The organism is Streptomyces pluripotens (assembly GCF_000802245.2).
GTDB classification, from domain to species: Bacteria; Actinomycetota; Actinomycetes; order Streptomycetales; family Streptomycetaceae; genus Streptomyces; species Streptomyces pluripotens.
In genome coordinates, this window is record NZ_CP021080.1 from 6,206,540 (window position 1) to 6,220,867 (window position 14,328).

At 72.3% G+C, this 14,328-nt stretch carries 10 protein-coding genes; 9 read left to right on the forward strand and 1 reads right to left on the reverse strand.

What is annotated here, in order from left to right:
- Nucleotides 1-78: 78 nt before the first annotated feature.
- The 9 genes from LK06_RS27590 (at nt 79) to LK06_RS27625 (ending at nt 13,048) form a co-directional block, all read left to right on the forward strand.
- Nucleotides 79-1,224: an ROK family glucokinase gene (locus tag LK06_RS27590; protein ID WP_039648277.1), complete on the forward strand. Its 1,146-nt coding sequence runs from the start codon at nt 79-81 to the stop codon at nt 1,222-1,224.
- The gene (locus LK06_RS27595) at nt 1,221-1,802 is read left to right on the forward strand and encodes a hypothetical protein (protein WP_039648275.1); all 582 of its coding nucleotides are present in this window, start codon (nt 1,221-1,223) and stop codon (nt 1,800-1,802) included. Before LK06_RS27590 ends, LK06_RS27595 begins: the two co-directional genes overlap by 4 nt.
- Nucleotides 1,803-1,899: 97 nt before the next feature.
- On the forward strand, nt 1,900-4,776 hold the full coding sequence (locus LK06_RS27600; protein ID WP_039648273.1) for a DEAD/DEAH box helicase: 2,877 nt from the start codon (nt 1,900-1,902) through the stop codon (nt 4,774-4,776).
- A 620-nt stretch (nt 4,777-5,396) separates the two neighbouring features.
- Nucleotides 5,397-7,061 (forward strand): SWIM zinc finger family protein, encoded by a 1,665-nt coding sequence (locus tag LK06_RS33890; RefSeq protein WP_234367522.1) that lies wholly within the window; start codon nt 5,397-5,399, stop codon nt 7,059-7,061.
- Between the two features lie 893 nt (nt 7,062-7,954).
- The gene (locus LK06_RS27610) at nt 7,955-8,137 is read left to right on the forward strand and encodes a hypothetical protein (RefSeq protein WP_043434790.1); all 183 of its coding nucleotides are present in this window, start codon (nt 7,955-7,957) and stop codon (nt 8,135-8,137) included.
- Nucleotides 8,137-10,008 carry a S9 family peptidase gene (locus LK06_RS27615; protein WP_063837845.1) on the forward strand — a complete coding sequence of 624 codons (1,872 nt, stop codon included), beginning with the start codon at nt 8,137-8,139 and terminating at the stop codon, nt 10,006-10,008. The genes LK06_RS27610 and LK06_RS27615 overlap by 1 nt, the downstream gene beginning before the upstream one ends.
- 6 nt (nt 10,009-10,014) lie before the next feature.
- Nucleotides 10,015-10,143, forward strand: coding sequence for a hypothetical protein (locus tag LK06_RS34955; protein ID WP_267886053.1), 129 nt, complete (start codon nt 10,015-10,017; stop codon nt 10,141-10,143).
- Nucleotides 10,144-10,293: 150 nt separating this feature from the next.
- The gene (locus LK06_RS27620; RefSeq protein WP_052269682.1) at nt 10,294-12,237 is read left to right on the forward strand and encodes a RiPP maturation radical SAM C-methyltransferase; all 1,944 of its coding nucleotides are present in this window, start codon (nt 10,294-10,296) and stop codon (nt 12,235-12,237) included.
- Between the two features lie 148 nt (nt 12,238-12,385).
- Nucleotides 12,386-13,048 (forward strand): DUF5825 family protein, encoded by a 663-nt coding sequence (locus LK06_RS27625; RefSeq protein ID WP_039648269.1) that lies wholly within the window; start codon nt 12,386-12,388, stop codon nt 13,046-13,048.
- Nucleotides 13,049-13,246: 198 nt separating this feature from the next.
- Here the strand turns inward: LK06_RS27625 and LK06_RS27630 are convergent, their stop codons facing one another.
- Complete coding sequence (locus LK06_RS27630; protein WP_199806251.1) at nt 13,247-14,305, reverse strand: hypothetical protein; 1,059 nt, start codon at nt 14,303-14,305, stop codon at nt 13,247-13,249.
- Nucleotides 14,306-14,328 lie beyond the last annotated feature (23 nt).

Below are 14,328 nucleotides of genomic sequence, written 5' to 3' on the forward strand. Positions count from 1 at the left end.
CCGGCCACGGTGTCGGGCCCGCAGCTTCCCCACGCCCCACGCGGCACTCGGCATGCGCGTGCGGCACAATCGAGCCCGATGAGCACCTACCGCGACCTCACCGCCCCCATCGGCTCCCGCCGGGCCCCGGTCCTGAGAACCGTCGGTACCCGGGAGCGCCGATCCCACCTGACGGCACCCCGGGTGCCGACGGTCGGCATCGACATCGGCGGTACCAAGGTCATGGCGGGCGTTGTGGACGCCGACGGCAACATCCTGGAGAAGCTCCGCGCAGAAACCCCGGACAAGTCCAAGAGCCCCAAGGTCGTCGAGGACACCATCGTCGAACTGGTCCTGGACCTGTCCGACCGGCACGATGTGCACGCGGTCGGCATCGGCGCGGCCGGCTGGGTCGACGCCGACCGCAACCGCGTGCTGTTCGCGCCCCATCTGTCGTGGCGCAACGAGCCCCTGCGCGACCGTCTCTCGGGACGGCTCTCGGTCCCGGTGCTGGTGGACAACGACGCCAACACCGCTGCCTGGGCCGAGTGGCGCTTCGGCGCCGGACGGGGCGAGGACCACCTGGTCATGATCACACTGGGCACCGGCATCGGTGGTGCGATCCTGGAGGACGGACAGGTCAAGCGCGGCAAGTACGGTGTCGCGGGCGAGTTCGGCCACATGCAGGTGGTACCCGGCGGCCACCGCTGCCCGTGCGGCAACCGCGGCTGCTGGGAGCAGTACAGCTCCGGCAATGCGCTCGTCCGCGAGGCCAAGGAACTGGCCGTCGCCGACTCCCCGGTCGCCTACGGGATCATCGAGCACGTCAAGGGCAACATCGACGACATCACCGGCCCGATGATCACCGAGCTGGCCCGCGAGGGCGACGCCATGTGCGTGGAACTGCTCCAGGACATCGGCCAGTGGCTCGGCGTCGGCATCGCCAACCTTGCCGCCGCCCTGGACCCGTCCTGCTTTGTGATCGGCGGCGGTGTCAGCGCAGCCGACGACCTGCTCATCGGACCGGCCCGGGACGCCTTCAAACGGCACCTCACCGGCCGCGGTTACCGCCCCGAGGCCCGCATCACCCGCGCCCAGCTCGGCCCCGAGGCGGGCATGGTGGGCGCCGCCGACCTGGCCCGGTTGGTCGCACGCCGGTTCCGCCGGGCCAAACGGCGCCGGGTGGAGCGCCACGAGCGTTACGAGCGGTACACGCAGGCCCGGCGCGACCGGAACACCGTATGACCGCGTCGCTGCCCCACCAGACCGCCCTGCCGCACGAGCAGGGCGGGCCCGCCGAGGACCCGCGGCACAAGGCCAAGCGCAGGGCCCTCACCCTGCTGATCATCGTGCTGCTGATCGGTGTCCCGGCCGGGTACCTGGTGATCTCCGCCAACCAGAGCCGCAACAGCGGCAAGGACAAGGAGGCGAGGTACTCCGCGACCGGCCTCACTCCGGGCTGGCCGTCCAAGGTGCAGCGCCGCCTCTACGAGGTGACCGTCCCGCACCCGGCCGACCCCATCGCCTCCTACGAGACGAACAATTGGAAGACGAGCCGCCTCTACGTGGAGTTCCGCACCAACTCCGCCGGTCTGGACAGCTTCCTCGAGGCCATGGGCGTCCGCAGGGAGGAGCTGAGGAAGAACGACATCGCCATCGGCGCCCGCGACCGGAAGGTCAGCGGCTGGAACTTCACCGGTCCCGGCCCCTGGTGGGGTCTGACCCATGAGCAGAAGAACCCCGCGCCCACCCAGGACGTCGTCGTGAACCTGTCCGACCCGGCCAACCCGACGGTGTACGTCGTCTCCCGCACCATCCCGTGACCACGGGCCCCGACGGGTCGCCGGGGCCGGTTGTCAGACCCCGCCCGTAGAGTCGAGGACATCCGGTCGGACGCATGGGCGGGAGGTGGCAGGACGGATGAGCGGCACGGCTGCGGTGGCCCAGCGCACGGGAGGTACCCGGGAGACGGAGATCGGGCGCCCGGCCACCGGGTACCCGATCCCGGTGTGCCTGGCGTCCGTCTACCTGCCCGCGCCGCTGCCGCGCGAGGGCCGCGTCGCGTTCTGGGACCCCGCCGGCGGCCCCCTGCCCGGCGAGGGCGGTGCCGAACCCGGCATCACCGAGTTGACGGTCGTACGGCCCCACGGCGCCCGGGTGCGCCGCCGGCAGGTGCCCGCCCTGATCCTGCCGCTCGCCACGGCCCTGCCGCTGCTGGTTCAAGCCCGGCACGACCCGGCCGCCCACCCGGCCACGGCCGGCTGGGGGGCCGCCGCCCTGCACGCGCTGCGGCTGGTCGCCCGCGGCAGGTTGCTGCCAGGACTCACACCGAGCGGCCACGACGCCTGGCGGGCCGGTCCGCTGGACCCCGACGACATCGCTCACCTGCGTGCCATCGCCGCGGCCCTGCCCCCGGAAGGCCACGCCGTGCCCCTCCCCAACCCGGGGCCGCTCCGGTTGCCGGAGCCGGAGGCGCTGGTCCGCTCCTTCCTGGACGCGGTCGCCGACACCCTGCCCCGCACCCCAGCCGCTCCACACGCCTGCGGCAAGCCCTTCGCCGCCCGCGAACCCCAGCCCCTGCCGCAGGCCCACGCGTGGGCGGCCGAGGTCGCCGCGGGCATGGACGTGGGCGTCCGGATCTCCCTCCGCCTGGACTTGTCCGCGTACCACGTGTTCGACGCGGGCGCGTGCGACGGCGCCCGCGCCGCCGGGGCAGCGATCGTGCAGGTGCACAGCCTCGCCGATCCCACCCTGGTGACCGACGCGGCGGATCTGTGGGCGGGGGAGGCCGACACGGCCTTCGGGCCACGCGCGCACGTGGACGCGGCGCTCGCCGTACGGCGGGCCGCCCGCGTGTGGCCGCCCCTGGACCGGCTCGCCGAACAGCACGTACCCGATGTCCTCGCCCTGTCCGAGGAGGAGCTGGGCGAACTGCTCGGTACGGCGGCCGGCCGGCTGGCCGCCGCCGGCGTCGCCGTGCACTGGCCCAGGGACCTCGCCCACGACCTGACGGCCACCGCGGTGGTCCGTCCCGCGCCCGGCTCGGCGACCGACGGCACCGGCTTCTTCGAGAGCGAGGACCTGCTGCGGTTCCGCTGGCAGCTGGCGCTCGGCGGCGACCCGCTCAGTGAGGCCGAGATGGACGCGCTCGCCGAAGCCCACCGGCCGGTCGTGCGGCTCCGGGACCGCTGGGTACTGGTCGACCCGGCCCTGGTCCGCAAGGCACGTCAACGCGAACTGGGTCTGCTCGACCCGGTCGACGCGCTGTCCGTCGCGCTCACTGGCACCGCAGAGGTCGACGGCGAGACCGTGCAGGCGGTACCCGCCGGCGCGCTCGCCGCACTCCGCGACCGCCTCACCGCGGGCCTTCGCCCCGCGGACCCGCCCGCCGGACTGAACGCCACCCTCCGTGACTACCAGCTGCGCGGTCTCGCCTGGCTCGACCTCATGACCTCCCTCGGCCTCGGCGGTTGCCTCGCCGACGACATGGGCCTTGGCAAGACTGTCACGCTCATCGCGCTGCACCTCAAGCGCGCCCGCACCGAGCCGACCCTCGTCGTCTGCCCGGCGTCCCTGCTGGGCAACTGGCAGCGCGAGATCGGCCGGTTCGCGCCCGACACCCCCGTCCGCCGCTTCCACGGCCCCGACCGCACGCTGGACGGCCTCGACGGCGGTTTCGTCCTCACCACCTACGGCACCATGCGTTCCACTGCCGCCTGCCTGGCCGGGCAGCCCTGGGGCCTGGTCGTCGCCGACGAGGCCCAGCACGTGAAGAACCCCCGTTCGGCCACCGCCAGAGCACTGCGCACCATCCCCACCCCTGCCCGCGTGGCGCTCACCGGCACCCCGGTGGAGAACAACCTCTCCGAACTGTGGGCCCTGCTCGACTGGACCACCCCCGGACTCCTCGGCCCCCTGGAATCCTTCCGGGCCCGGCACGCGCGCGCCGTGGAGAACGGCGAGGACGACGAGGCGGTGGCCCGCCTGGCCCGCCTGGTCCGGCCCTTCCTGCTGCGCCGAAAGAAGTCCGATCCCGGTATCGTGCCCGAACTGCCTCCCAAGACCGAGACGGACCACCCGGTGCCGCTCACCCGGGAACAGGCCGCCCTGTACGAGGCGGTGGTGCGCGAGTCGCTGCTGGCCATCGAGAGCGCCGAGGGCATCGCCCGCCGCGGCCTGGTGCTCAAGCTGCTCGGTGCCCTCAAACAGATCTGCGACCACCCGGCGCTGTACCTGAAGGAGGAGCACCCTGCCGGGCGGCTGGCCCACCGCTCGGGCAAACTGGCCCTCCTCGACGAACTGCTGGACACCCTGTTGGCAGAGGACGGCGCGGCTCTCGTCTTCACCCAGTACGTCGGAATGGCCCGCCTCATCACCGCCCACCTGTCCGCCCGTGCGATCCCCGTGGACCTTCTGCACGGCGGCACACCCGTGCCGGAGCGCGAGCGCATGGTCGACCGCTTCCAGAACGGCGAAACCCCGGTCCTGGTGCTGTCCTTGAAAGCCGCGGGCACCGGCCTCAACCTCACCCGCGCCGGCCATGTCGTCCACTTCGACCGCTGGTGGAACCCGGCCGTCGAGGAACAGGCCACCGACCGGGCCTACCGCATCGGGCAGACCCAGCCCGTCCAGGTCCACCGCCTGGTCACCGAGGGCACGGTGGAAGACCGCATCGCCGAGATGCTGACCGCCAAGCGTGCCCTGGCCGACGCCGTCCTCGGCTCCGGCGAGGCGGCCCTCACCGAACTCACCGACCGCGAGCTGTCCGACTTGGTCTCACTGCGGAGGGCGACGTGACCAGCGGCGGACAGCGTCCCGGGGACGCCGCCCGCCGGGCTCTGCGCGCGGCCCGGCAACGGGCGGAGGCAGGGCAGGCGGCGACGGTCCGGAAAGCGCCGGACACGGCCGGCGGGCCGGTTCCCGATGCCCCGGAGCGGGCACCGGACCCGGCTGGGGAGACGGAGGGACGCCCGCCCGGCATCGTGCCGAGGCCCGGAGACGCGGCAAGAGCAGCACTGCGAGCGACCGCCTCCGCTCGCCGGGACGGAACACCGGCTACCACGGGTACCGCCTCCACGCGCCGGGACCGGGGCACCGTTCCTGCGGATGCCGCTGTGCCGGGCCAGGGCGACCCCGCCGCAGACGGTGCCGCTGGTACGCACCGGGGTGCCGGCGAAGCCCCGCCGGAAGCCGCTCTGCCGCACCGCGACCAGCAGACTGCAACTCCCGCACACCGTGACCTGAGGCAGGGGTCGGTGCCTGCCGCTGCGGCGCTTGGGAGCGGACAGGGGACTCCGGCGGACACCGGAGCGTCACCGCGCGGGGAAGACGACGGACGGGCGGACCGGGCTCCCACACCTGAGGACTCCGGCGCAACTCCGGCCCGGTCCGGAACGCTCGGGGGCGGTGCCCGCCGCGTGGCCCCGTCAGCCCCCACCGCTGTGCCGGGCGGGCGCCCCGGCGACGCCGCCCGCGAGGCGCTGCGTGCCGCCCGGCGGCAGGCGGTGCGCGCGGAGGCGGTGGCGCCCCGGAGCGAGGGCGGTAGGGAACTGCCTGCCAGAGGCGAGGCACGCGACGCGCGACACGCCTCTGGCACGCCTCCCACCCCGCCCGCACCAGGGTGGGACTCCCGGTCCACCCGGATCAAGGCCGCGCAGGACATGCGGCACTACCTGGCCAGCGCCTTCAGTTTGCCGTCCGGGAGCGACACCCCGGAGGAGGGCCCGGGGAGCACCGGCACCACCGGCGACAGCACCAACCCCGCCGAGCCGCACTCGACGACCCCGGCCCCTGCGGTCGCGCACGCGCCGCCGACCATGGCCACGCCCCACCGCGACACCGAACTCCGCCGCACGTTTCCGGCGTTCGCGCCCCGCGAGGCCGCCGATGGCGCACCGTTCGCCACGACCTGGTGGGGCAACGCCTGGACCGAGGCTCTGGAGCAGAGCGCGCTCGACCCCAAGCGGCTGATACGCGGCCGTGGCTACGCGGACCAGGGGCACGTGGACGCGATCACCGTCACACCGGGACTCGTGCTGGCGTACGTACGGGGGAGCCGGCCGCGCCCCTACCGCGTACAGCTGCGGCTGCGCACACTGACGGACGAGGACTGGGTCCGTTTCCTGGACGCAGCCGCAGACCGGCCCGGCCACATTGCAGCGCTGCTCGACAAGGAACTGCCCCACTCCCTCGCCGGCTGCGGTGCCCCCCTGCTGCCCGCCCCCGGCGACCTCACTGCCCACTGCAGCTGTCCCGATTCCGGCCACCCCTGCAAGCACGCGGCAGCCCTCTGCTACCAGACAGCCCGTCTGCTCGACGCCGACCCCTTCGTGCTGCTCCTGCTGCGTGGCCGGGGTGAGGGGGACCTGCTCGACGCGCTCGCCCGGCGCAGCGCGGCTCGCACGGCCCGTACCGCGCGGGGACAGCGCCCGGACGCCCTGCCCGGCATTCGGGCCACCGATGCCCTGGCCCCGCGCCGGCTCCCGGAGCTTCCCGAGCCGCTGCCGGAGCCACCGCACGCCGAGCAGCCCCCGGTCTACCCGGCGGCGCCCGGCGGGCCCGACTCCTTCACCCTGGACCAGTTGGCCACCGACGCCGCCGCCCGTGCACACGCCCTGCTCGGTACCGGACGTGACCCAGTCGGTGAGCTGACCTTGTGGCAGGACGCGGTGCGGCTGGCCGCGGCCCGCCCGGGTTCCGGCCTGACCGCGACCACCCGTTCGCTGTACTCCACGCTCGCCGCGGCCGTCGGCCGCACTCCGGCGGACCTCGCACGGGGCGTCGCCGCCTGGCGGCAGGGAGGCCTGGAGGGGCTGGCGGTCCTGGACGAGCCCTGGGATCCACCGGCCGGCCGCTTCGACCGTGCCCGCCCCTCGCTCCGTGCCGCCGGCCTGCCCGCGTTCCGTCCCTGGTGCAACCGTCTCACCCACCCGGGTGGCCACATCCAGCTCCGCCTCGGCCGGGACGGGCTGTGGTACACCTACGAGTCGGAGCCTGGGCAGGACGATTGGTGGCCCCGCGGCACCCCGGACCTCGAACCGGTGGGCGCGCTCACGGGCCTCCTCGCACCCGGCGACGCCTGACCGGACGACGCCTGGCCGACGGCCACCGTTCGGACAGGGCGTTTGCGGATCGGCCGGCCCCTGCCCGCGTACGTGATGAACGCGTCGGTGCGGGAACAACGTGATCACCTCGGATTTCCCCGCGGCGTGCTGGGCCACCTCGATGGCTCCCTCGTCAGCGGCGACGTGGCGGAGACCTCGGAGGAGACCCGGGCCCTGGCGAACGGCCGCGGAACACACCCGTGTCGTGCGGAGTGCGGCGGGAAGCCGGCGGGGTGGAGCGGAATGCCGATCGGGTGCGCGGTTCGCTGGGCGTCCCTACCGGAGGAAGGCCTTGTCAGGTCTCTGGTCGGCAAGGGGAGAGGATTTTGAACAGATGTCTTTTCCGCCATTCCCGTTCCGGGTGGGCGGTACCGGAACGCCGTCGATCGCTTCTCGTTTCCGATCGTTTTCCGCACCTTCGATTCCCGGAGGCTTGAGGGTCCCCTTACGGTTGTGCGCCGATGGGGCTTCAAGCGGCGTTCTCGGGCAATGACGCCGCGGCCGACCGGACTCACCGAGAAGCGGAAGGGGCATTCCGGGCGGCACGTGGCGGCCGAAGGGAACTACCTCATGGCTCGTGGGCCCCTGACCAGTGACTCTCTGCTCAGTCCCTCACTCAGGGAAAGCGTACGGAAAAGATCCGAACAGGTCTTGTCGGGCGTGATCCGACGCTGCTAATCTTCCGGAGATTTCATGGGGATTCGGTGAACATCCGGCTCGGTATTGCGGTGCGTGCATTGCCGAAATCGGTCGACCTCTGGGGGCTGCAATGAAGGACAAGGGTTCACATGCGCGCCGCGGATTAGCCGGCCGATGACGGCGCGAAGGGAAAGCGCCGGGACGGCCGACGCTGTGGACCCCGGCTGTATCCGGTGATCCGGGAATCCCTGCACCGCCGTCCGTTCGGGAGAGAGACGGATGTCATCGCCGACTGCTGCGCCGGACCGGAGGCCGTCCGACGGGACGTCCCGGGTGTGAACCCGGCCCTCTCCGGCACCACCGTTGCGCCGGACGCCGCTTGGCCGGCCGAGGCGGTGCGGGTGGTGAAGCGCTGATGACCGCACCCCCGCGCCCGAGTCCCGGCCCGAGCGGCCCCCCGCCCGCCCGGCGCACCTTCCAGGTCTACCGCCCGGCCCTGCCCCAGGCCGCCCGGCGGATGCCGCACCGCATGGTGTTCACCGGGGACGCGGACGGGCGCTGCGAGATCTTCACCTGGGACAGCGACGCCGGCGTCGCACGCCAGGTGACGAGCCGTCCGCACGGAACACTGCGCTGTGCGATCGATGCCGAGGGCACGGTGTGGTGGTTCGACGAGGACCCGGACGGCCGAGGGCGCTGGCTCCTCCAGGACTTCACCGGCGGCCCTGACACCCCTGCATTCGCCGGGCTGCCCGCCGCAAGGCCGCATGGCCTCGCCCTCAGCGAGTCGGGGATCGCCGCTGTTGGACTCACGGACGGACAGGGCCTCGCCGTTCACCTAGGACGCCCCGGCGGCCGGGTGGAGCACCTCGTCCGTACCGCCCACCCCGCGGCCCTGGTCGACATCTCCCCGGACGGCTGCCTGCTCGCACTCACCGGGGGCAGCCACACCGCGCACGCCGTGTTACTGATGCGGCTCGACGGACAGGTCGTAGCCGAACTACCTGGAAACACCGGGGCGTTGTGGCCACTCGGCTTCCGTACGCCACCCGTCGGCCCCCTGCGCGACGGCACCGGACCGGGCGACGGCGCACCCGGCACGGAACCGGAGCTCCTTCTCGTCGCCCAGTGCGACGACGGCTACCGGCTCGCGACCTGGACCCCGGCCCACGGCCTGCGCCGTCATCCCTGGTGCTCCTTCGACACCGAGATGACCGCCCGCTGGTACCCGGGGCGCCGCCAGGCGTTGATACGCCGCGACCGCCGCGGACGCAGTGAGCTGTACCGTGCCGATCTGGAGCGGGCCGCACTGGAACCGGTGCGGGTGCCACCGGGCAGCGTGCTCGACGCGGTGCCCCGGGAGGACGGTGACGTCCACTACCTGTGGACCGACTCCGTCACACCCCCGGTCGCCGTGTCCTCGCACGGCGTACCGCTGCCCGAGCCGATGACCGATCCGCCCAGGGTCCCGGGGCGATCGCTCGACCTGTGGACGCCGGGCGCGGACGGCGAGGTGCACAGCCTGATCACGGTGCCGGACGACGCCGAGGGCGCACGCCCCACGGTCTTCCTGGTGCACGGCGGACCCGCCGACCACGACCGTGACGCCTACGACCCCGCCGTGCACTCCCTGGTCGCCCACGGGTTCACCGTCGCCCGGGTCAACTACCGGGGTTCCACCGGATACGGACCACGCTGGCGGACGGCCTACCCGGAGGGCGTCGGCCTCACGCAGGTGACCGACCTGGCCTCGGTCCGCCGCCACCTGATCGACGCAGGCCTCGCCGACCCCCGGGCCATCGGCCTGTGGGGCGGCTCCTGGGGCGGCTACCTGGTGCTGCTGGCACTGGGGGCGCGGCCGGAACTGTGGCAGGCGGGGGTGGCCGTCAAGCCGATCGCTGACTACGCACTGGCGTATCGGGACGGAACCCCGCAGCTGCGCGCCCTCGACGAGCGGCTGTTCGGCGGGACGCCCCGGCAGCAGCCGGAGCGCTGGGCGCGTTCCTCCCCGCTCACCTACGTCGGAGAGGTCCGGTCCCCGACGCTCGTGGTCGGCGCCCGACGGGACGTCAAGTGTCCACCCGCACAGATCGAGTCGTACCTCGCCGCGCTGCGTGAGCATGGCGTGCCACACGAGTCGATGTGGCTCGGCACCGGCCACGACGGCTTCGACGGCCGGGACCACCTACAGGTGCTGCGCCGCTCACTGGTCTTCCTGTCCCGGCACCTTCACGGGCCGCGGACAGGGGGGAAGGACGCTCAATCAACCGCACCGACAAGGAGATGATGCCGCATGCAGAAGGACGTCATAGACAACGACCCGCTGGCGGACTCCGAGGAGTCCCGGCACGTCAGCTGGTCCGTGGGCGTGGGTGTCCGCGTCCCGCTCCGGGAGGCCGAGACCACCGAGGAACAGATCTGACGATCCGTCAGTGAAATACCGTCCGGTGTCCGCACTGCCGCGGCACCGGACGGCACCGGCCGGCCCGGTGCCGTCGTACGGGGCCGGCCGTCCCTCGGACCCATCGCCACCCGCGGACATCCGCACACACCGCAGAGGAAGAGGAGAGCCGTGCGCGTACTCCTGGTCAACATGCCGTGGTCGCCCGTCGACCTGCCTTCCCTGGCGCTCGGCATCCTGAAACGGGCCGTGAACGAGAAGGTGCCCGGGGCCGAGGCGGAGGTCCTGCACGCCAACCTGGAGTACATCGACTGGCTCACCGCCACCGACCCCGGCTTCGGGCACCAGGACTACGAGTACTACTCGCTCTCTTCCTACTTCCTCGGCTGCGGCGACTGGGTCTTCTCCTCCGCCCTCTACGACGACCCGGACTGGCGGGTCGCCGAGTTCACCGAGGCGATGGGCACCCGGATCGGCGAGGAACGGCTGAAGATGTCCCTGCGCCTGCACGCCGAGGCGCCGAGGTTCGTCGCCCGCATCGCCGAACGGATCGTCGCATGGCGGCCGGACGTGGTCGGGTTCAGCTCGACGTTCCAGCAGAACACCGCGGCCCTCGCCGCGGCGAAGTACGTCAAGAGGCTCGCCCCGCACGTCGTCACGCTGATGGGCGGCGCCAACTGCGACGGCGAACAGGGCGCGGCGGCCCACCGCAACTTCCCGTTCCTGGACTACGTGGTGCGCGGCGAAGGCGAGGCGTCCCTCCCCGCTCTGCTGAACGCCCTGCGCGAGGGCACCGACATCTCCCTGATCCCCGGGATATGCCGGCGCGAGGACGATACCTCGGTGGCGAATCCCATGAGCACCGCACCCTTGCCCCCAGCGGCGATCCTGCCCCCCGACTACTCCGGGTACTTCGAACGCCTCGCCTCCTCCTCCGCCCGCTCCTGGGTGGAGCCCAAGCTCGTCGTCGAGAGCGCCCGCGGCTGCTGGTGGGGCGAGAAGCACCACTGCACCTTCTGCGGGCTCAACGGTTCCTTCATGGAATTCCGCAGCAAGAGCCCGCAGACGTTCTACGACGAGATCATGGACCTCGTCCGCGAACACCAGGTCCTGGACATGTACCTCGTCGACAACATCCTCGACATGGGCTACCTCAAGAGTGTGCTGCCCCGCATCATCGACAGCGGCTACGACCTGCGGATGCACGTGGAGATCAAGGCGAACATGCGGAGCGAGCAACTGCAGACCCTCGCCGACGCCGGTCTGGTCTTCGTCCAGCCGGGCATCGAGAGCCTCAACGACCGGGTGCTCGACCTGATGGACAAGGGTGTCAGCGGATGCCAGAACGTCCGCATGCTGCGCGACGGGCAGACCGCGGGCCTGTCCATCTTCTGGAACTACCTGCACGGCTTCCCCGACGAGCGGGACAGCGACTACGACCCGGTGATCGCGCAACTCCCCGCGCTGGAGCACCTGGACCCCCCGATCGACCTGTCCGCGCGGATCGCCATCGAACGCTTCAGCCCGTACTTCACCCGGCCCGAACTGGGCTTCTCCGAACTGCGCCCCGCCCTGCCCTACCGCGTCACCTACGACCTGCCCGAGGACGAACTGCTCGACCTCGCCTACGTGTTCGACGTTCCCGCCCGCGGTATCGGAGTCCAGACGACGAACCGGCTCAACGAGGCGCTGCGCCAGTGGCAGGAGGCACACCTCACCAGCAGGCTCACCCACGTCGACCTCGGCGACAGAATCGTATTCGCCAACCGGCGCCGGGCGTTCACCTGGCGCTCGCACGTCATCGACGACCCGAGGGAACTCGCCGCGTTCCGCCTGCTCGCCCAGCCGCACACCCCAGCCGCACTCACCCGCAAGATCACCGTGCGGGGCGAGGGCGACGCGCCCGACGAGTCCGCCGTGCGGCGCGTCCTTGACCGTTGGCTCGACCTGGGCCTGGTGTTCACCGACGCCGGGAGCTACGTGCACCTGGCCCCGGAGTCCGTCAACGACGACCTGCTCAGGCTGGGGTTCATGCGCACCCTGGAGCCAGACGGCTCACCGGTGGCCGAGGCGGAGGTCCGACCGGAAGCGGTGACCACCCCGGCAGGGGGCTGAGCACAGCCGACGGCGCCGGTCCACGAGCCCTCGACCGTCACGCGAGCCCCCGGGAGCCTGCCCCGGGAGCGTCGTACCGGCTGGTGTCCGGGGACCATCCGGACACGCCCCCACGCGTCCCCCTCCGATCCGACAGGAGAGTCCCACTGTGTCCACCCCCGCAGCCCCCGCCCGGCCCGGCGCACGTGTCATCGCCTGGCGGGACTACGATCCGGCCGTCCGCGAACTGGACGGGATGAGCCTGGGTGACGTCGAGGTCAGCGGTCCGCCCGCGGACGCGGCCCGGCGCCTGTGGGAGGTGGGTGCGCGACGGGTGGAGCTGCCTGGGACGCTCGACCTGACCGATGCCCCGTCGGCCGTGTCCACCGTGTGGGCGCTGTGCCTGATCCGCGATCTGACCGCGCTCGGCGTCGTGGTCGACTGGCGGCTGGCGCTGGACGCGGGGCAGACCGACTGGCGCGCCCTGTCCCATCTGCATCCACCGCGGACCACGACCGGGACACCGGACGACGCCGGGGTCCCCGGCCAGTGGCGGCACGCTCACTACCTGGGCAAGTGCCTGTGGCGGCGCGGTCCCGGCTTCATTCAGATCCGCGACCGGCGCTGGGGGTCGCTGCACCGCTTCACCGTGCGGGAGCCCGAGTTCCACGAAGCGATCGAGGCGCTGTCCGCCGGCGCCCCGCGCTCGGCCGTCGCACCCGCGGTACTGGCCGACCTGGAGGAGGAGCACCTGGTCGGTTCGGTGGGCGGGCAGGCCTGGTTCCTGCCCTACCGTGTGCAGCGCTGGGCCAAGGAGGCGATCACCCTCTGACCGGCACCGGCACCGGCACCGGCACCGGCACCGGCACGGCCTGCCGGGCAGCGGGTGTGACCTCGCGGCCACGGGGACGCGCCAGGTCGGCGGGCGCCCGGTGTTCCGCTTGTCCGGAATGCGATCACTCGATCGTAGGGGCCTCGCACGGAACGCCCCGCGCGTGATCAGAGTCTCGACGGGCCGCAGCTCCTGTGGCTACCGTCCGGACGGTCCGCCCTGACGCCACGGTCGGCCGCCCGGTCCCGTCACCCGCAGCTGGCGAAGCAGGCCACCGTAGTCCTCGTCGTCGTCGCTGATGAAGATCGGAAAGGAGCCGTCGACCAACCCGACGCCCTCGACCTTGAGTCCCGAACTGCGAGCCAGCTCCTGCGGCGGCCTGACCGGATGCAACGTCGCACCAAGGGGCCCGCCCGGGCGAACCGTGGCCGCACGGTAGACGGCGCTGTCGAAGGGGCCGAGATCGCCGGGATCGTACGCGGACGAGACGTAGAGGTTGCCCTCGGCGTCGATGTCGAGGCCCGAGGCGGGGCGCGCTCCCGGGGGCTCGGCCGCAGTGAAGGGAACCGAGGTCCACTTCCTGCCGAACCTGATCTCGCCGTCCTTGCCGACCGTCAGGCGGGTCATGTTGATGTGGGTGGTGTCGCTGCCCTGTGCCCGCTCGGCATACACGAAGTAGTCCCTGCCGCGGATGGTCGCAACGGCCGTCGCCTCCACGTTCACGAGCGGCTCGGGCGTCCGCGGCCACGGCACCGAGCCCGCGATCTCGACATTGAGGTCTCCGTCCCACCTGGCCAGATAGATGGTGGGGTCGGGGTCGTCGCCGTCGGCGTTGCTCTCCACCAGCAGGGCCTCGTTGCGGCCGGGCAGCCGGGCGATGCTTTCGAGGTCGTTCGGCACGCTGGGGAACTTGACGTCGAGCTCCCGGACGATGATCCCGTCGGTGTTGACCGGGGTCCGCACGATGCTGAGACGGGGCAGGTCACGTTCGGCGTCGTTGTCCCTCGCGTCGTGGCAGACCAGGAAGACCTCCTGGGGCTCCTCGTCACTCCCCGCCGTGGCGGACCTGTGGTCGGTGGCGAGCCAGGCAATGCCGCTGAACTCACGTGGCGCCCTGATCTGGCGCTCGACGGTCGACGAGGCGCCGGGAGAGCCGTCGACGGCGGACGAGTCCCGGGCCCCACACGCGGCAAGCGAGAGAGCGCTCAGCACGGAGACAGCCGGCAGCAGACGGCGTGCAAGGAACTGACGTCGCATCAATTGGCCTCCTGTCACACGGT